This window comes from Segatella salivae F0493 (assembly GCF_000477535.1).
In the GTDB taxonomy this organism is placed as follows: Bacteria; Bacteroidota; Bacteroidia; order Bacteroidales; family Bacteroidaceae; genus Prevotella; species Prevotella salivae.
Genome location: NZ_AWGW01000005.1, coordinates 17,185 through 38,289, shown reverse-complemented (window position 1 = coordinate 38,289; position 21,105 = coordinate 17,185). Strand labels below are relative to the sequence as shown.

General features: G+C 43.5%; 9 protein-coding genes and 1 pseudogene. 9 read left to right on the top strand and 1 reads right to left on the bottom strand.

Annotated elements, in window-relative coordinates:
- Window positions 1-314 precede the first annotated feature (314 nt).
- A pseudogene (locus HMPREF9145_RS14220) lies at window positions 315-404 on the bottom strand (tetrahydrofolate synthase); the annotation flags it as partial.
- Window positions 405-887: 483 nt separating this feature from the next.
- Between HMPREF9145_RS14220 and HMPREF9145_RS00865 the strand changes: the two are divergent.
- The 9 genes from HMPREF9145_RS00865 to HMPREF9145_RS00825 all read left to right on the top strand — a co-directional run bounded on the left by HMPREF9145_RS00865 (window position 888) and on the right by HMPREF9145_RS00825 (window position 20,908).
- Entirely contained in the window at window positions 888-1,853 is a 966-nt protein-coding gene (locus HMPREF9145_RS00865; RefSeq protein WP_021824473.1) for a FecR family protein, read from the top strand.
- Between the two features lie 28 nt (window positions 1,854-1,881).
- Entirely contained in the window at window positions 1,882-5,301 is a 3,420-nt protein-coding gene (locus HMPREF9145_RS00860; RefSeq protein WP_036906144.1) for a TonB-dependent receptor, read from the top strand.
- 6 nt (window positions 5,302-5,307) lie between these two features.
- Complete coding sequence (locus HMPREF9145_RS00855; RefSeq protein WP_021824462.1) at window positions 5,308-7,065, top strand: RagB/SusD family nutrient uptake outer membrane protein; 1,758 nt, start codon at window positions 5,308-5,310, stop codon at window positions 7,063-7,065.
- 34 nt (window positions 7,066-7,099) lie between these two features.
- On the top strand, window positions 7,100-9,910 hold the full coding sequence (locus HMPREF9145_RS00850) for a SusC/RagA family TonB-linked outer membrane protein (RefSeq protein WP_021824463.1): 2,811 nt from the start codon (window positions 7,100-7,102) through the stop codon (window positions 9,908-9,910).
- A gap of 26 nt (window positions 9,911-9,936) precedes the next feature.
- On the top strand, window positions 9,937-11,628 hold the full coding sequence (locus tag HMPREF9145_RS00845; RefSeq protein ID WP_036906142.1) for a RagB/SusD family nutrient uptake outer membrane protein: 1,692 nt from the start codon (window positions 9,937-9,939) through the stop codon (window positions 11,626-11,628).
- 12 nt (window positions 11,629-11,640) lie between these two features.
- Complete coding sequence (locus tag HMPREF9145_RS00840; protein ID WP_021824484.1) at window positions 11,641-13,659, top strand: SusF/SusE family outer membrane protein; 2,019 nt, start codon at window positions 11,641-11,643, stop codon at window positions 13,657-13,659.
- A gap of 266 nt (window positions 13,660-13,925) precedes the next feature.
- On the top strand, window positions 13,926-15,932 hold the full coding sequence (locus HMPREF9145_RS00835) for a glycoside hydrolase family 16 protein (protein WP_021824475.1): 2,007 nt from the start codon (window positions 13,926-13,928) through the stop codon (window positions 15,930-15,932).
- Window positions 15,933-16,072: 140 nt separating this feature from the next.
- Window positions 16,073-18,580 carry a glycoside hydrolase family 2 TIM barrel-domain containing protein gene (locus HMPREF9145_RS00830; RefSeq protein WP_021824479.1) on the top strand — a complete coding sequence of 836 codons (2,508 nt, stop codon included), beginning with the start codon at window positions 16,073-16,075 and terminating at the stop codon, window positions 18,578-18,580.
- Between the two features lie 18 nt (window positions 18,581-18,598).
- Entirely contained in the window at window positions 18,599-20,908 is a 2,310-nt protein-coding gene (locus HMPREF9145_RS00825) for a glycoside hydrolase family 3 N-terminal domain-containing protein (protein ID WP_052026731.1), read from the top strand.
- The last annotated feature ends 197 nt before the right edge of the window (window positions 20,909-21,105 follow it).

Here is a 21,105-nt window from a genome sequence, read left to right as displayed (position 1 = left end):
ACTCGTACCGAGTTGCACCATGAGGGCATGTATATTGTAAAATACATCCATTGGAATATTGGCACATTTTGCTATTTATTAATTCGGATGTAGGCATCAATTGTATTATAAAATGAATGTTTCAACGCCGTAGGTGTTGCGCTTTTGATAGCCCAGGGTTGCCAAACGATAGTGCAGGCTACCCTGGGTTAGGGTATGGTTTGTGGGGAACAACGCCGTAGGTGTTGCGCTTTTTTTGATTAATCTGCCACGAATTTCTTCGCTATAGCCATGCCTTTATAGAAAAAGCTCAACACCTACGGCGTTGAATCTCCTTACGAACGTTTACCCGGGGTAGGCTCGTTCCTTGCCAACCCCGGGCTATCAGAAGAACAACTCGTACCGAGTTGCGAGATGATACAATTGTGAGGGTGACATAGTTGGTAATAAAGCGTAAAATGGTTTGAGGCAAATCAGTGTGTAATTTGAGGCATTTTACACGATGAAATGACGCTAATCGCGGGGTGAAATGCGGCAAATGGTGGGCGAGGTTGTATGGGGGAATAACAAGGTTTGAATTACCCCTTAAGACAAGGACTATTTGTTTGGTTTGTTACTTCTATTTAGTTGGTTTACAAAGGCTGTGTTTTAGCGTAATAATCCTTACAAAATAGGGATATAATTTCAGTTTTGTTATTCAAAAATAGCATGTGATTTTTGGCGAGGATATAGTATTATTGACTTGTCTTTGATAAGGCCTTTAAATATTATAAGGTAGGATAGGAGATAGGTTTTCATTCATTATTAAGGCTGGTTGGATAGGCGTGAGAAGATAAGAACGTTAATAAATGTTATTGCTTGGTATGCTATTCCGTCGTTTGCGTATATATTTCAGTAGTTAACTGATTATGGAAAAACGTATCGAAGATTTATATCAACAATACCTTTTGGGTCAACTGTCCCGTGAAGACTTGGCGGAATTGCAGCGCGAAGTGCCTCAACTGACAGATGATTCGCTATGGGATTTGATGTGCGATAACTTTTCTTTGTCTTCAGAATCAGCTGAAATGAGTGGTGAGACCCAACAAAGAATATTGCAGAATCTTCAACATGGCATTCATAAACAGCAGCATCCACGGCGCATTTACAAGTTTTTGCGTTATGCTTCGATAGTCGTTGTGGTGTTATCGTTGCTGGGTGGCGCTTATTTTGGACTTCAATCGTCCCAACCTTCGGCTCCCGTTTATACCTATGTCAGTGTGAAAGCCGGCAGCAAAAGTGTGATAATGCTTCCAGATGGCAGTCGTGTGAGCCTCAATGGCAATAGCCGTTTGCGCTATAATATCATGCCGGGGGAGCATCGTGAGGTGGTGTTGATGAAAGGAGAAGCCTATTTTGATGTAGCCAAAGACGCCAATTGTCCATTTCGAGTGCACGTGAACGATATGCAGATTGAGGTGCTTGGCACGAAATTTAATGTGCGTTGTCAGCGTGGAGAGGTTGAAACGGCTTTGTTCTCTGGTGCTGTTCGCCTTACAGCTAAGGGACTTTCAGAGTCTTATCGGCTTTTTCCCGGTCGTAAATCTATTTATCAACCTTCGGCGCGTAGCATGCAAATATGTGACAACGACACCGATATCGATGGACGATGGAAAGATGGTTATCTTGCCTTCGATAGTGAACCATTGCGTGAAGTACTTCGGAAAATTGAAGATTGGTATGGTGTTCATATCATGCTTAACAACAAGCGAATAGGCGATGACCTACTAACCGGAGCCTTCTACCATGAGACTTTAGAAAGTGTTCTCAGTTCATTGAGCATGCAATATAAATTCAAGTATACAATCAATCATGACCAAATAGAAATTAGATAAACTCCAATAACTAAAATCTATATATCAAATGACAGACAATCTTAACAGTAGAAGGAGACGCCTTCTGCGCTTATTGTTGGTGATAGTGCTATCACTTTGTCCGACAATCTTAATGGCGCAGCGTGGCAAAGTGAGCCTGAATCTTCGCAATGAAGAGGTTAGTCAGTTTATTCGCCAAGTGGAGAAGCAGACCGACTACACGTTTGTTTATCGCAACAATGTACTTCAATCGAAGTCTAAAGTCACTTGTGTGTGTAAGGATTGGCCCTTAGAGAAGGCACTGAATCAAGTGTTTTCATCTCTTGGAGTTCAGTATTCTTTCAACAATAACACTATCGTTTTGGTGAAAGGAAAGACTGAAAATGCAGAACAAAAGACTGTAAAAGCTGCCGGAAAGACAGCTTCGGCACCAGTAAAAGGTAAGGTTTCGGGTCTTGTTCGCGATGCAAATGGAGAACCAATCATAGGGGCCAGTGTCTTTGTTAAAGGCACAAAAGTCGGTACGGTGACGAATGCTGACGGCGAATTTGCGTTAGATGTTCCCGAAAACGGAACGTTGACAGTATCTTATATCGGTTTCGCTACGCGCGATGTTGCCGTGAAGAATCACACGAACCTCAAGATTACACTCGATGAAGATGCTGCAAAAGACCTCAATGAAGTGGTCGTTGTGGGCTATGGTACACAGAAAAAAGCTTCTGTAACAGGTTCAATTGCATCGGTAACCACCAAGGATCTCGTGCAAACTCCTCAGGCAAACATCAGTAATATGCTTGTTGGTAAGATGCCGGGACTTATTGCTATGCAGCGAAGTGGCGCTCCGGGAGAAGACAGTTCAACGTTGTTGATTCGCGGTGTGAGCACATTTTCTGATAACACGGCACCCTTAGTGATGATTGATGGCGTAGAAAGACCGAACTATAATGGCCTTGATCCTAATGAAATTGAATCGGTAAGTATTCTTAAAGACGCTTCGGCTACGGCCATTTATGGTGTGCGTGGTGCGAATGGTGTTATCTTAATTACAACCCGTAAAGGTCAAAAGGGCAAGCCACGTATGAGCTATTCGGGTAACATTGCTATCCAAAAGCCTACAGCTTTGCCCCATTACTTGAACAGTGCACAGTATTGTGAGCTCTACAATGAGGCTTTGAAAAACGATGCATATGTATCAGGTGGTGCCTACACTCCACGCTTTTCAGCTGAAGATATAGAGCTTTATCGCAATGGAACTGACCCTATTTTCCACCCAAACATGAACTGGACAGGAGATTTCCTACGTAAAACCACAACACGAACCCAACACAATTTCAATATATCCGGAGGCTCTGATCGTGTTCAGTTCTTTGTTTCTGCAGGCTTTTATGCCCAGGAAGGTATGTACAATCATACCAAGATAGACAATCAGCACGATGTAAATGCGTATGACAGACGCTATAACTTCCGTTCAAACTTAGACTTTAAGATTACTCAAGACTTTAAGGCTTCAGTGCAATTGGCTACACAAATCGAGAATGTTCGTACGCCGGGATCAGGTAATAGCACAATATGGAGAGAGATATCTTGGTCAAATCCGCTGAGCTCTCCAGGCCTTATAGATGGTAAAGTGGTTCGTTTGAAGGATGCATTAGGTGAACAAAACCCTTGGATGTTACTGCGAGGGAATGGTTATGACAATGATAGTAAGAACAATGTCAATACAACCTTCCGTCTTGACTATGACCTTTCGCGTGCACTTTTGAAAGGACTCTCGGCACATGCAAGCATTTCTTACGACAGTTATTACTACAGTAGAAAGAGTTTCCGCAAGAGTATTCAGTACTATCTTGCACAGCGTGACCCAGCGAATGCAGACAATATACTCTATATTCCGAAAGAAGAAGAGACGGTTTGGTTTGCAAATCCTAGCTATGGAAAGAACAGAAAGGTGTATATGGAGGCTGGATTGAATTATCAACATAACTTCGGTAAGCACCACACTACAGCACTTTTGCTTTATAACCAGAGTAAATATTACTCTCCATCACTAAAGTTCCTTGTGCCCAACGCATATCAAGGCATCGTGGGAAGAATAACATATGACTATGCATCTCGTTATCTTGCAGAGTTTAATATGGGTTATAATGGAACAGAAAACTTTGCTTCTGGTCGTCGCTTTGGCTTCTTTCCAGCAGTCTCAGCAGGTTGGGTTGTCAGTGAAGAACCCTTCTTTCCAAAGAACGATTACCTTGTATTCATGAAGTTAAGAGCAACCTATGGTGAGGTCGGTAATGACAAAATAGGTGGTGATCGCTTCCTTTATTTGCCTTCATCTTATGTGGAAGCACCAAACAAAGACTTTTATAAATATAACTTCGGAACGGCTGCTTCACCTAATAACTCGCGTATGGTTATAGAGAATAAGATAGGTAATCCTGGGCTGACTTGGGAGAAAGCGCGTAAGTTTAACTTTGGCGTTGACATGAATCTTCTTAATAATCATCTGACAATGACTTTTGATATCTTCAAAGAAAGCCGTAATAACATCCTTGCAAACCGCAACACTCAACCGATGACAATCGGTGCAAACTTGCCGGCATATAATATGGGTAAGATGGAGAATAAAGGCTGGGAACTTGAAGTGAACTATCGAAATCAATTGAGAGATCTTAGATATTGGCTGAGGTTTAATTACTCTTTTGCTCGCAATAAAGTGCTATTCAGAGACGAAGTGCCTAAGAAGTATGCCTATCAGATGGAGACTGGACGACGTGTTAACCAGTTCTATGGTTTGCTCTTTGATGGCTATTACAACTCATGGGAAGAGATTAATGCTTTAGATCGGCCTGTAAGTGCGTGGAGTGGAAATAAACTTCAGCCCGGAGATGTAAGGTATGTGGACGTGAATAAAGACGGAAAGATTGATGACTACGACCGAGTGCCAGTGGGATATTCGCCTACTCCTGAAATCGTTTATGGTTTTTCATTGGGCTTTAACTGGCGAGGCTTCGACGTATCAGCCTTGTTCCAGGGTGCAGGTAATGTCTCTATCAAATACTTTGGACGCTCATTATGGCCATTCTTCAATGGACATGAAAGTGCAAAAACACTCATTTTGGAGCGTTGGACACAAGAACGTTACGAGAAAGGAGAGCCAATCAATTTCCCAAGATTATCTTTGAGTCCAAATAAAGACACTGATAATAACTATAAAGATTCAAACCTTTGGATTAGGAATGCAAACTATTTGCGTCTGAAGAACATAGAACTTGGTTATACTTTTATGGGAAAACCAGTGAAAGCCTTAGGCGTAGAGAGCATTCGTTTGTATGTAAGTGGCTCGAATTTAATTACGTGGTCTAAGGTTATTGACCTTGATCCTGAGGCTCCTTCTCGTTCGGGTAATGTGGAGATTAATACCTACCCATTGCAGAAAATATATAATATTGGAATCAATGTAAACTTTTAATGCATTATGAAAACATATAAATTATTGACTATATTCATTTGTTCGCTTAGTCTTTTTTCATGTGCAGACTATCTTGAAGCACCTCCTTCAGTTGATTTAAACGAAGATAAAGTGTTCTCTGACAGGGCACTTTGCGAGCGATATCTAACGGGAATATATGCAGAAGGAATGCCTTTGGGTTTCTGTATGAGTAGTGATAATACCGATAGAAGACTTTGTTCGTCCTCAACTTTAGGCTCTGCATGTGATGAAGCAGAGGATGTTGCTGACTGGGCAAAGGGAAACTCGGCATGGAATGTAGACAATCATAATAACAATAGTGCCTCATGGGATGAGGATTGTAGGCACTATCTGCGATGGGAAACCCTGAGAAAGTGTAATATTCTCCTTGAAAGGATAAAGGAAGTACCTTATGATGCCGGTGATCCTGAATTCAATAAACGAGCTGAAGGAGAGGCATACTTCATGCGAGCAATGCTATTATGGGAAGGAGTTTATCGTTATGGAGGACTCCCAATCATTCACTTTAAGGTTGCTTCTGACGACTTTTCAACTTATCCCCGCAATACTTTCTCAGACTGTATTGACTCAATTCTCGTGGACATTGATAGGGCAACACACCTACTTCCTGACTATTATTCGGACGCAAGTAAGGTTGGAAGAGCAACAAGAGTGGCTGCTTTGGCTTTGAAATCTCGTGTGCTTCTTTATGCAGCGAGTCCACTTTTCAACAATGATACGCCTTATCTTCCTTTCCCAGGACATGAGAATCTCATTGGATATGGAGACTATAAGAAAGATCGTTGGAAGCGAGCTGCTGATGCAGCAAAGGCTGCTTTGGACGCCGCTTTAGGCTCGGGACATTATGATCTCTATACGGATGGAACACCAGAAACTAATTACGAGCATGTGTGGAGTGTTCCAGATAACAAAGAAATCATTCTTTCGAATAAAAAATATAAGAACTTTAAGGTGAGTGGTAGACCTATTGTAGCCGACCTTCCCGTATGGGCGATGAACAAAGCTTGGGGAGATGGTGGGCTTTATGCTACCTTTAATTTCGTTAAGTTCTATGAGAAGAAGGATGGAACTCCTGCTGATTGGTCTGCAACAGGGGGCGATAATCTTCTTGATATCTATAAAACCCTCGACCCACGCTTTGACCAAACCGTTGCTTATCATGGCGCTTCATGGAATCAAGAAGTTCCTTTCATCGACTTCTTACCTAATGGTGCCCAAAGCTCTGCTACGGATAAGACTCGTCATCTCGTAAGAAAGTGGGTGCCAAGAACATTGAAAATAACTCCTCCGCTTAACACAACAGATGAAGAATGGATTGTGTTTAGGGTGGCAGAGCTATACCTTAACTATGCAGAGGCACTCAATGAGTATTACGATAACCCTCCACAAGAAGCATTTGATGCCGTTGCTAAGGTACGTAATCGGTCTGGAATGCCGGGCTTTCCTGCAACACTTTCAAAGGAGGAGTTCCGCAAAAAGCTGCGCAATGAACGTGCTGTGGAGTTGGCTTTTGAGGACCATCGTTTCTGGGATATACGCAGATGGATGATTGCCGAGGATGAAGGTGTCATGCGAGGAAAGATGTATGGGTTGAAGATCTCATCTATTGGAGGTAGTAAAACCCATGTACACTACGAGCCGTATGTATTTGAAAACCGCTCATGGAGCAGGCGTTCATACCTCCATGGCATTATGCAGAACGAGGTCGATAAAGGCTATCTGATTCAGAATCCCGGTTGGTAAATGAAACAAAACCTTAACTTTAACATTTAGAAAAATGACATATCATAAAATGATAATAGGCTCAATGCTGTCTCTTGTGACGTTTACCGGCAATGCAAAGACAGACACTACGAGCGTTACAATAGCTTATGGCAAGCAACCATTATGGGAGAGTTCCGCTGCGCTTTCAACGGTTAAAGGAGATGAGTTGACAAAGATTACATCGCCTTCTGTTGGAAACAGTCTCAAAGGTTTATTGCCAGGATTGACCATTATGCAGCAAAGTGGAGAGCCAGGTTATGACTTTTACATGCAAAACATGTACTCTCGAGGAATCAGTTCCTTTGTAGGTAGCCAAAAGATGCTTGTTTTTATTGATGGTTTTGAAGCTCCCTTAGATAATCTCTCGGCTGAAGAGATTGCATCGGTAACCTTATTAAAGGATGCATCAGCCTTAGCTTTGTATGGTGCACGTGGTGCGAATGGTGTCTTGTTAGTTACTACCAAGCGTGGTGTTCCATCGACTTCGAAGATCTCTTTCAGGGTACAGACGGGCTTACAAATGCCTACTGTGATGAACACTCCTTTGGGTTCATACGATTATGCACGTCTTTACAACCAGGCTTTAGCCAATGATGGACTCGCTCCTCGATACGATGAAGCCACATTGAATGCCTATCGTGACAATAGCGGTAATCCTTACTTGTATCCAAATATCAATTGGAAGAATGAGCTTTTCAAAAAGACTGCTCCGCTGACTTTAGCCGAAATGACTTTCCATGGCGGTAATAACACCATCTGTTATTACGTGATGGCCGGACTCTTACAGAACGAAGGACTCTATAAAGGAACGGACAGCAAGCGTAAAGAGAACTCAAATGCTTATTATAGTCGATACAATTTCCGCGCCAATCTCGATATCAATGTGACAAAAGCTCTGTCTACTTCTTTGTATACGAGTGTGAGTATAGGTGAACAATCCACACCAGGCGGAGGCTTTAGTGCCGATAAACTCGTAAACTCTATGTGGACTACACCACCTAATGCCTTTCCAATCTATAACCCAGATGGTAGCTTTGGCGGAACAAATATATATACAAACCCTGTTGGAAATTTGCTTAATCGTGGACTATATAAGGAGAACTCACGTGCTCTTCAGGTTATTTTCAATCTCAAATATGATTTTAATCATTTCATAAAAGGATTGAGTGCAAAGGTTGGAGTGGGCTATAATAATTATGTAGCAGAGACATCTTCCAAGACTCGCGATTACGTTCGAGCTGCTCTTACGCAATCAGGTGTCGACGCAAATAATAATCCTATCTATGCTTATACACCCTATGGAGCCAATGCTCCACTACAAGCTTCAGAAGGATTCAGAACAGATTTCATCCGCACAAACTTCAAAGCGCAGGTTGATTACAATCATCAGTTCGGACAACATGGCGTTGATGCCACTGCTTTCTGTATGACAGATATATATAAGGTGTATGGAGTACGTTACGATTCAAGGTATCTTAACTTTGCTGGTCGTGCTACTTATAACTTCAAAAAAACCTATATTGCAGAGTTTGCTGCCTCTTATATGGGGACAGATAACTTCCCTCCATCTCATCGTTTCGGCTTTTTCCCTGCTGGATCTGTAGCTTGGGTGGCAAGCAATGAGCCTTTTATGCAGCCCATTTCATGGCTTGATCATTTGAAGTTCAGAGCTTCTTATGGTAAGGTTGGTAACGATCAAACCGCTGCACGCTATATCTTCGACACCTTATATGATTATAGTGGCAGTTATCTCTTTGGCGTAAATGCTAATTCTTCAAGTGGCTTCGCCGCAGTTTCTTTGGCTAATAATAAAGTAAGGTGGGAAGAAAAGAAGATTTTTAATGTAGGCTTCGATGCATCGTTGTTTAAGAATCTTACAGTAAACTTCGACTATTTCCGCGAAGTTCAATCAGGAATCCTCACCCAAGCCAATGCAAATGTCTTAGGTTTCATAGGTGCTTCTTATGGTAATATCCTTCCTTTGATGAATGTTGGAAAGGTGAACAATCATGGCTTTGAACTTAAAATGCGTTATGAAGGCAAGGTAAGAAATCAGTTCTCTTACTTCGTTGAAGGCAGTACTTGGTATGCAAAGAGCTGTGTGAAAGAGGCTGGTGAGGACGTGAAGTCTTATCCTTATCTCTATCAGAAAGGTCATCCGGTGTGGCAACCCATTATGTTAGTTGCTGAAAGACTCTATCAACCATCTGATTTTGATGCTTCAGGCAAGCTCAATAGTGACCTCCCCGTGCCACAATTTGGTCGTGTTGCACCTGGTGATATCAAATATGTTGATCAGAATCATGATAATGTTATTGATGCAAACGACTCCTATCCAGTCGGTCATACATCTATTCCTGAGTGGAATTATGCATTGAATCTCGGCTGCAAATGGAAAGGATTTGATTTCAGTATGCTTTTTCAGGGCGTAGCAAATCGTGATCTTTATCTCAGTGGTGCAAGCATTTATTCATTCAAGAACAATGGAACCGCTTCGACATTGGCTTTAGATAGTTGGACAAGTGATAATCCTTCAGCTACCTATCCACGTCTTTCGACGGTTAATTTCGATAACAACTACCGCTCATCTACGTTCTGGAAGCGCAATGGTAGCTTCTTCAGACTACGCAATGTGATGTTAGGCTACACGTTGCCTCAGTCTGTCAGCAGAGTGTTTAGACTAAGCAGCATCTATGTTTACGCCAATGCTACCAATGTGTTCACACTCGATCATTTCGGAAAGTTAGGCGATGCAGAGATGGGTTCACTAACCAACTACCCCCTCACAAAGTCATATAACATTGGCTTGAAGGTTGAATTCTGATTTAATAATCCATAAATCTAAGGAAAATGAAAATGTTCTCATTTAATAATATCTGTAAGATTCTGCCGTTAAGTGCAGGACTACTCCTTGTGGGGTGTAGCGATTTTCTCGATCGCGAGTCTGATTCTTACATCAATAAACAGACCACTTTCTCTTCGTATGAGCGCACAGCACAATACCTTACGGGCGTTTACAGTCTGTTGCCCGAAGGACTTAACCGCTTCGGAAGCAATGCAATGTTGGGTGATGCGACTGATGATGCAGAGTTTGTGATTGAATCTTCCAACATACAAAAGTTCAATTTAGGAGCTTGGAACGCTATAGATAACCCCGATGATCAATGGAATCGTTTCTATGCCGGCATTCGAAAGGCTTGTGAATTCATTGAGAGTGCCGACCAAGTGAATTTGGATTCTTATCGTTTAGACCCTCAAAGTCAAATCGAATACAATAATCGTTTGAAGGATATTCGCATCTGGAAGGCTGAGGCTCGCTTCCTTCGGGCTTATTACCACTTTGAGTTGTTGAAGCGTTATGGCCCAATACCTGTTGTCACTTCAACGCTTGATCTCAATGGGGACTATGAAAACACGCCACGACCAACGATGAAAGACGTTGTCGACTTTATCACAAAGGAATGTGACGAGGCTGCAAACGATTTGGAATTAACGCCTTGGCGTAATGTGAACGATGCCTTAGGACATGCCACAAAAGGGGCAGCTTTGGCACTGAAGAGCCGCACTTTACTCTATGCTGCGAGCCCTCTTTATGTTGCGTTTGGCGACATAAATGAGGCTAATAAGCCTTCAGATGCAGCGTTATGGAAGGCAGCTGCCGACGCAGCGAAAGCCGTAATAGACCTCAATCAGTATCAGTTGGCTGATAATTATGGCGATCTTTTTAAGAACGATTTCAAAAATAAAGAGTATATTTTCGTACGTCGTTACACTGCAAACACTAACTTAGAGCGAAGCAATTTCCCTGTAAGTTTTGGTGGAGAAGGTGGCACTTGTCCTTCTCAAAACTTAGTCGATGACTATGAAATGCTTGATGGTACGCCCTTCGATTGGAACAGACCAGCTCGTGCTGCACAGCCTTTTGTGAACCGAGATAAGCGATTAGAAGCGACCATCTTGATGAATATGGCTTCGTTTAAGAATAGAAAGGTCGAGACTTTCCCTGGTGGTGCCGACGCAAGTCCAGTCCCCAATGCCACTAAAACGGGTTACTATCTGCGCAAGTTCCTGAATGAAGACGTGAACATTCAAACCGGAGGAAGCAGCAGTGGCCATGTTGTTCCGTTGTTCCGCTTGGCAGAAATCTATCTGAACTATGCCGAAGCGCTCAATGAATACGACCCAACAAATCCCGATATTGCAGTATATCTCAATAAGATTCGCAATCGTGCATCGCTTCCTAATGTGCCTTCTGGGCTCTCACAAGAGCAGATGCGCAAGGTGATTCAACACGAACGCCGCATTGAATTGGCTTTCGAGGAGCATCGTTTCTGGGATGTTCGCCGTTGGAAGATAGCCTCTTCTACGCTCGGTGCGCCTGTGAAAGGCATCCAAATTGCCCGTAAACCCGCAGGCGGATTCACCTATCAACCCGTAGAAGTAGAGCAAAGAGTGTTTCAACCCAAGATGTATTGGTATCCAATACCACAGTCAGAATTACTCAAACTGACAAAATGGGAACAGAATAATGGTTGGAATTAAAATCAAACTGTCATGATAAAATTAAGGAATCTCATAGCAATGCTGTGCATCTGTGGTGCAACAGCCTGCACAGAAAACAACATATCATTCGACGAAGTGGTGAATGTGCCCGAGGGAATCTATCTCTCTGGCTCTTCATCCGAGTTCTCTGTGCCTATCGAAAAGGGTCGATTGACGACCTTAACGAGTGACAATATGCTGAGCATTCGTGCTTGGTTGAAGAAAGACGGCCGCTTCACCATCTCCTTTGTTGGTGAAGATGGTCAGCCCGTTGCCTATGGAAAGGGAGATGAAATCAAGCTCAATGACTCCGAAGCTAAGGCTTTTCAGCTTAAAGAGAAGGGCGAAGGATTCAGTGTTCCAGCTGAAGGCCTCTATCAACTTGTGCTCAATGTAGCGCAGAAAGAATTGACCATTCTCCCCATTTCGTTCACTATGCAGGGCGATGAGGCGCTAACTGCCGACGGAAATAAGGCGGTTGCCCTCAGCAAAGTGACCTATGATAAGGTTACTCACATTGTAACTTGGAGCGTAGCTGACTCAACACAGCAGTTGTTCCCAGGCAAATATGTCTTCAAATTGAATGATGGCACTGCCTTGAAACTACGTGATAGCGAGACCGAAAACTGCATTATCTCTAAGGTTTTCACAGGAACGGGCTCAATTCCACGCACCAATCAGCTTTCAGAACAATTCCAACCGCTCACCGATGCGTCTGATGTGAAGATGTTGTTCCCATTGAAAGGTCAGTTCAATGTACAGGTTCAATATAGTGTTTTGACAGGAAAATACACCGCGCGTATGGGCGGAAAGGGCGTCGAAGTGACCGGACTTGCTAACGAACTCTATATGGGTGGTTCGAACTTTGGAGCCTGGAATACGAATAAAGTTGTGAAGATGGCGCCCGTAGGTGCCGTTGGTAATGGCGAATTCTGGTATCTCAGCTATCTCCATGCAGGGCAAACCATTGAGTGGTCTACATCAAAAGATGGGGCAAACGCATTCTCTTCATTGAAGACAATGCAAGGCGTTACTGTGGATGGCAATGGAAAAGCCACTGTAAAGACATCGGGTTCATATCTCATTTACGTGAATTTAGACCGCAAGTCGATTTCATTTGAGACACCAAAACTCTATGCAACAGGTGCTGCAATGGGTGAAACCGATAAACCATTTGTAGCGAATGGCAGTCGTGTTACCGTTGAAACAACAGCAACAGGAAACCTTAATCTCTTTGCAGGTTCAGAGCAAAATGCACGCGATTGGACTTCAATGAGACTCACTGTGCAGGATGGTAAGCTGGTCTTCCCTGGCACATCACAAGACAATATCAAACCGCTGGTTGTATCAAAAGGTACACCTGTGTCGCTCAATCTTGCGAATAACACCGTTGATTACGGCGGGTCTACTCCCGATAACCTTATGCCTGAGAGCGTAACGGAACTCTATATGACGGGTGAAGACTTTGGAAACTGGGACTGGGAATCACCCAAAGTGGTGTCTTTTGAGAATGGATATGCGGGCAATTCTCGCTGGTTCTATATTGCTTATCTACGCCAAGGAGAGAAGTTAGAGTTCTCAACCATCAAGGCTTTTGGCCGTGGCAACTTCGCAAAACTGCAGAAATATCAAGGCTATACGGTTGAAAACGACCGCGCTGTTGTACCTTCTGACGGCATCTATCTTATCTATGTAGGCCTTGACACGCATGAGGTTGACATTCAACCGCTGTCACTTGGTGGCTATTGTGGTAGCGCAAGAGTAGACTTTACGACTGATCCGGGCGGAAAAACCATGAGTGCTACGATACCAACGGACGGCAGAATGCGTATCTATCCGAAGATACCTGCCTTCAATAGTGTACCGAAGTTTGGCGAGTGGAAACGCGAAGTATATGTTGATCCAACTTCAAAAGACTTCCTTTATCGTAAGAAAGGCAGTCCCGAACCTAACAAAGATTATTCTTGGAAGGCAGGAACGAAGATCACAATCAACTTTGTTACCAACAAGGCTACTATCGTAGAGCCATAAAAGGACAATCAAAGGGTTTTGTAATCTCTATGAGTTTATGCGGTCATCTGCGTCATTTCACGCCGCAATCTCTATGATATTGCACGCTCATCTCTATGAGATTACAAAACCTTCTCTATCAATATGTGTTTTGATGTTAGTTGATTTATTTGGCAAAATGATTTTTCTTTCATATCTTTGTCATAGCTGATAGATAAAGAAGCCTATCATTTTGTATTGCCAACCCCAAATAACTGACTTATCAGATAATATAAAAGGGAGAGCTTATGAAAACATTTATTACATCAATCTGTGCCTTATGTATAGGTATAGGCAGTGCTACGGCGCAGTCTACAGGCTTCAATCATCCCGCACTTCCTGGTTGGAAGAGTCTTCAAGGCGATGAGTTTAATGGCTCATCTATCAATAAGAAGCTCTGGGGATTATATGGAGATGCCACCAAAAACTATTTTAATGATACCTATGGCAATAATGATAATCAGGGAATGGCACAGACTTATCGCGACCAAATGGTTACGGTGAAGGACGGAATTGCAACAATTCGTGCCACACGTGATGAGATATCAACGGGTATTTACAAGCCAAAGTACCCGGATATGAATGAAGATTATTCCGTGATGGAACGTGAACCGCTCGCGCCAAGGCACAAATATTCGACTGTTGGCTGGTGGTCGGGCTTCCTTTCCAGTAGAGATGCCGACGAAGGGGGACACTATTATCCTCTTTATTCGCGTATAGAGATAAAGGCACGGATACCATACGAGTTTGGTGTTTGGCACGGATTGTGGCTCCGTCACCGTTATGGCGGCGCAGGAACCTTTGAGATTGACCTGGAAGAATTCTTCGTTCATGACGATGATAACGACCATATTAAATTATGGGATGAGCGTGTTTATAATTTCAAGGGCAAGCATGTGTTGCATCAATCGCTGCATGCTTTAGACAAAACACGTCCTTATAAGGATGAGAAAACAGGCGAAGTGCGGTATAGAACAACTTCAAACATCAATGATTTTGGCGACCGTGTGCGCGAGATTAGTTTCGATCCGAGCAAAGATTTCCATGTTTATGGGGCGCAAATTGATCCATTACCCGGTGATTCTGGTAGGAATATGGCCGTTAGTTTCTTATTGGATGGAAGGGTAAGGTCGGTATATACGACAGACTTTCATAAGAATGAAGATAATACTGACTATAAGTTTAATAAACTGTTAGAAAGACAATACATCAGAAATCGAATTGATTCAATCTGGGATGTGGCTATCAACGGGGGCATAGGTGGTAAGCCTGACGATAAGGGTGGAGGCATTTTATACCCTGAATTAAACCCAAAGTATGGGGGAGATATGAACAAAGTACCACGCAATTACACGATGGATATCGACTGGCTCCGTGTATTTAAGCGCACGAATAAATTGTTGTGGATTGGTTCTTCGCCTTTAACGTGGAAGTGGGATATAAAGGATGTGTCTGAGAAAATCCCTGCAGAACGTTTCGCTGGCATTCAAGTGGGCGACCAGATTGTGGTAGATATCGACACACTTTATGCTGATACACCACAGGAAGTGAAGGCTTTGAAGCTCGATTTATGTGGTAACGACGGCAAGTCTCTTATCACTTTGAAGCCTGAAATCAATAAAAACGATGCCCAAGTGACTTTCGTTGTAGACAATAAAGGCCTTTGTGACGCCCTAAAATCAAAGGGATGTACGGTCAAAGGAAAGAATATTCATTTGTTCTCTGTAAGCCTTTACTCAAAGAACAATACCAAATGGGCAGGCTTTAAGCAAATAAACTGGGGCGAAACCCTTATCCCTAAGGAGCAGTTTAGCGATGTAAAGGAAGGTCAGTACTTAGGAATCATCGTAAGAGATGCCGACCCTGGTGCGAAAGTTTTCTTGCGTTTGTTTGCTGATCCGACTGGAGGTTCACACGATAGACCCTCACTTTCCTCAGATGTTCAATATGGAAATATCATCAATCTTGAGGCAGGTCGCGATGAGAAAGCTTACACTTTGAAGCTTAATAAGACTGCCATTCAGGAGTTGAAAGCACATGGTCTCGCCGTAACGGGTAAGGGATATTATCTCCGTGGCGTGCGAATCATTGGAGAACCCAAGGAACTTGCTGGCATAAAAAAACTTGATTTACAACATAAAACGGAAGCCGCTGTCTACACTATTGACGGCATAAAGGTGGCTGATAGCTGGCAAAATGCGAAGCTTCCTAAGGGTATTTATATTGTAAATGGACAGAAGAAAGTAGTTAGATAAGGTAAGAAGATGGACTTCCTCCTTTGTTCCTATCGACTGTTTAGCCTTAGGAACAAGGAGGATTTCTATTGTTTCTCCTTGTAAGTATAACCTAAATCCGAATCATCTTAAACGGAAAAACCTAATCACCTCAATCAAAAATGAATCCTAAACGTATTTCATTCTTTCGCTTTGCGATTTGTTTCTTCTTATTGTTACCTTCGTTTTTATGTGTAAAAAGCTATGCTTTTGAGCGTCATCTGTGGGATGAGGGCTGGCGTTTTGCCTTGCATAACGACGACAAACCCCACGAAACAACCTTTGATGACCATGCTTGGCGCGTGTTAGACCTGCCACATGACTGGGCCATTGAAGGCGATTTTTATGCTTTAAACCCTTCAGGCGCTAATGGAGGAGCCCTCCCTGGTGGGATAGGTTGGTATAGAAAGCACCTCAATTTGAATGACAATGACGCGTCTTCACGCTATGTTCTCCACTTTGATGGAGCCTATATGAACACTTCTGTCTATGTAAATGGGCAGTTAGTAGGTATGCGTCCCTATGGGTTTATAAGCTTTAGTTACGACATTACGCCTTATTTGAAGAAGCAAGGAGATAATGTTGTGGCGGTGAAAGTAGACAATTCGAAGCAACCTAACAGTCGATGGTACACGGGATGTGGCATCTATCGCCATGTCTATCTCATGAAATCGTCGGATATTCGCATAGAAGAGTGGGGCGTACAAGCCCTTACTGAGGTGAAGAAAGGAAAGGGAAAGGTGAGTCTTAACACGAAGATAGAGAATCCAAGTGGCCGTAGTCGGCGTGTGATAGTACATCAAACATTGTGGAACAAGGCGCATCAGATGGTGTCAAAAGCCTCAAAAGCTTGCCAGGTTGAGGCTAATGGCGCAACAATTAGCCAGCTATTGAATGTCAATAAGCCTCAGTTGTGGTCGTTAGAAAGCCCAAATCTCTATACCGTTACTACTGAAATAGAAGAGAATGGACGCATTTTAGACCGTGACACGATATCAATAGGACTGCGAAATGTTGCTTTCGACGTCAAGAAAGGCTTCTTCTTGAACGGCAAGAACATTAAAATCAACGGGGTATGTCTGCATGGTGACCTCGGATGTTTAGGCACTGCAATCAATGAAGACGCTCTTTATAGGCAGTTGTTGATGATGAAAGACATGGGTGTTAATGCCATAAGATGCTCTCATAACCCTCCCGCTCCCGAATTGTTGAACCTTTGTGACAGCATGGGATTACTCGTTATGGACGAAGCTTTCGATAGTTGGATGCAGGGAAAAACCACATATGACTATTCGATATATTTCAAAACATGGGCTGAACGCGACCTAAGAGACATGGTGTTACGTGATCGTAACCACGCTTCTATTATCCTTTGGAGCATTGGAAACGAAGTACTTGAACAATGGAATAAAACAAAGAGTGCCACCGTTGCATTGGAAGATGTGAACATTCTGCTGAATAACAGCCGCGATAAAACACTACTTTCCACGACCGATACACTCAATGCGAGTGCTAAACTCACACAATTCTTGGTATCAATTGTACGTCGTTATGACCCCACAAGGCTCATTTCAGCCGGATGTAATGAGGTTTCACCCAACAATAACCTATTCAAGAGTGGGGCTTTAGACGTGATTGGTTTCAACTATCATCAGAAAAAGGTGGCTGATGTGCCTCAAAACTTCCCCGGAAAGCCTTTTATTATGACCGAAACGGTATCTGCTTTACACACTCGTGGCTATTATAGAATGCCGAGTGATTCGTTATATCGTTGGCCAACGCATAAGCGCCCATTCACTGAACCTTCGTTTATGTGCTCGTCATATGATAATAGTTGCGCCTATTGGGGCTCTACTCACGAGCAAACTTGGGACATAGTGAAGCACACTCCCTATTGTTCGGGTCAGTTTATCTGGACTGGTTTCGACTATATTGGAGAGCCAACACCGTTTAATTTCCCTGCAAGAAGCAGCTATTTTGGCATCGTTGACTTAGCGGGTTTCCCCAAAGATGTGTATTATCTCTATCAAAGTGAGTGGACGAACAAGCCGGTTTTGCACGTGTTTCCACATTGGAACTGGATAGAAGGACAAGCAATTGACCTCTGGTGTTACTACAATCAAGCCGATGAAGTGGAGCTTTTCATCAACGGAAAGTCCCAAGGTGTGCGCAAGAAAAGCAACGAACATGAGTATCATGTGGCCTGGCATGTGACGTATGAACCAGGAGAAGTGCGCGTCGTTGCAAGGAAAAATGGAAAACAAGTGAATGAAAAGACAATCCGAACTGCCGGTGCTCCTCACCACATTCGATTGACTTCTAATCGTAATGTGCTAAAAGCCAATGGCCGAAGTCTGTCGTTTGTGACCATAGAAGTGGTTGATAAGGAGGGTAATCTCTGCCCATGGGCCGACCAAAATATCCAGTTTTCATTGACGGGTGAAGGCAAAATAGCGGGTGTAGACAATGGAAGTCCTTTCTCTTTAGAGCGCTTTCAGGCCAACTCTCGCCATGCTTTCTTCGGCAAATGTATGGTCGTTGTACAGGCAGGAAAGGCACCTTCGGTAATCAAACTTACTGCAAAGGGTGTTGATTTGCAGCCACAAACAATTGAAATTAAATCTGAATAAATCACAAACGCTATGAATATGAAACGAATAATCGCAGCAGTAGTCTGCTTGATTGGCTTTTCTTTCGCTGGATTTGCACAAAAATCAAGTCCTCGTGTGAGTCGAAAACCTGTAAAAAACACATTGACTGACGCTGAAAAAGAAACGCGCTTCGTTCGTGATCTCATGAAGAAGATGACGTTAACTGAAAAGATTGGTCAGCTCTCTCAGTACGTTGGAGGTGAACTTTTGACGGGACCCAAGAGTGGGGCAGTGTCTGATTCGCTCTTTGTTAGAGGCATGGTAGGCTCTATTCTCAATGTTGGTGGCGTTGATAATCTAAGGAAACTGCAGCAAAAGAATATGGAATCATCTCGTCTGAAGATACCAATCTTGTTTGCTTTTGACGTTATTCATGGGTATAAAACGATATTCCCCACGCCATTGGCAGAGTCATGTTCATGGGACTTGGCACTCATGTATGAGACTGCTAAGGCTGCAGCCATCGAGGCATCTGCCTCTGGTATCCACTGGACTTTTGCCCCAATGGTCGATGTTGCGCGTGATCCGAGGTGGGGAAGAATAGTAGAAGGTGCCGGAGAAGATACCTACTTGGGATGTAAAATCGCTGAAACGAGAGTGCGAGGTTTCCAATGGAACCTTGGAAAACCTAACGCTTTGTTTGCTTGTGCCAAGCATTTCGTGGCGTATGGTGCCCCACAAGCCGGCCGCGATTATGCCCCAGTAGACCTCTCTTTGTCTACTTTGGCCGAGGTATATCTACCTCCTTTCAAGGCATGTATAGACGCTGGAGTGCACACTTTCATGTCGGCTTTCAATAGTATCAATGGAGTTCCTGCCACGTCTAACCGCTGGTTGTTAACGGATTTGTTGCGAAAGGAGTGGAAGTTCAAGGGATTTGTGGTGAGCGATTGGAATGCTGTGCAAGAACTTAAGGCGCATGGTGTGGCCGAAACTGACGAAGATGCTGCTATGGCGGCATTTAATGCAGGTGTAGATATGAATATGACTGACGGATTATATAACCGCTGTTTAGAGAAACTTGTACGCGAAAATCGCATCGATATGAATGAGATTGACGCCTCAGTAGAGCGTATTCTGCGTGCAAAATATGCGTTGGGACTTTTCGAAGACCCTTATCGCTTCTTGGATAATCAGCGTGAAAGCCGTGAGGTTCGGTCTGCTTCAGCCATGGCTTTGGCTCGAAAGGCTGCAGCTTCATCAATGGTTTTGCTGAAAAACGCTAATGCTTTACTTCCTCTTTCCAAGCAAACCAAACGCATTGCGCTTGTAGGTCCGTTGGCAAATAACCGTGCCGAGGTGATGGGGTCATGGAAAGCACGAGGCGAAGACAAGGATGTGGTGACCGTGTTGGAGGGTATCAAGAATAAACTTGGAAGCGGAACGGAGGTCAACTACGTTCAAGGTTGCGACTTCTTAGACCCATCTACGAGTGAGTTTTCAGCTGCTCTTGAGGCTGCAAAGCAAAGCGATGTCGTCATAGCTGTAGTTGGTGAGAAGGCATTAATGAGCGGAGAGTCGCGTAGTAGGGCTGTACTGAGGTTGCCAGGAAAGCAAGAAGCTCTGCTCGATACCTTGCGAAAAGCAGGCAAACCGCTTGTGGTGGTGTTGATGAATGGGCGTCCTTTGTGCTTAGAATCAGTCGACAAACAAGCTGATGCCATGCTCGAAGCGTGGTTCCCAGGCACACAATGCGGTAACGCTGTTGCCGATGTACTCTTTGGAGACATTGTACCCGCAGCGAAGTTAACGGCTTCTTTCCCGCTCACTGAAGGCCAAATACCCAACAACTACAATTATAAGCGCTCAGGAAGACCAGGAGATATGCCTTATAGTTCAACCGTTCGACACATTGATGTGCCTAATCGCAACCTCTATCCCTTTGGATATGGTCTCAGCTATACAACGTTCTCATATGGTAAAATGCAATGTCCTTCGGCATTTGATGAAAAGGGTTTCCTGCCGGTTTCAGTCGATGTGACGAACACAGGCAATTATGATGGTGAAGAAATTGTGCAACTCTATGTCGCAGATAAGGTCGCTTCAATGGTTAGACCCATAAAGGAATTGAAGGGATTTCAAAAGGTTTTCATCCCGAAAGGCCAGACAAAGCGAGTTGAATTCAAACTTAACGTCAAAGACTTAGGCTTTTGGAATAACCTCATGCAGTATGTTGTAGAGCCTGGCACGTTTGAAATTATGGTGGGAACCAATAGTGAAGAGCTGCAAAAGAAAGAGGTAGTGTGGGATGATGGCAAAGTGTCTGAAGCCTCATCCGTCAAAGGACGCGTTGTCGTTCAACATTAAAGGTGAAATGAGGGGAGGCAGACAAAGCCCCACCCCCAGCCCCTCCCCGAAGAGGGAGGGGAGTAGTTAGTCGTGGATATGGAGGAGGTTGTTTGAGAGGTCATTAGGGGTGGCGATGTTGTTGATAATTAATGGTGGAATGATGTGAGGTAAACAAAGCCTCACCCCCAGCCCCTCTCCGAAGAGAGAGGGGAGTA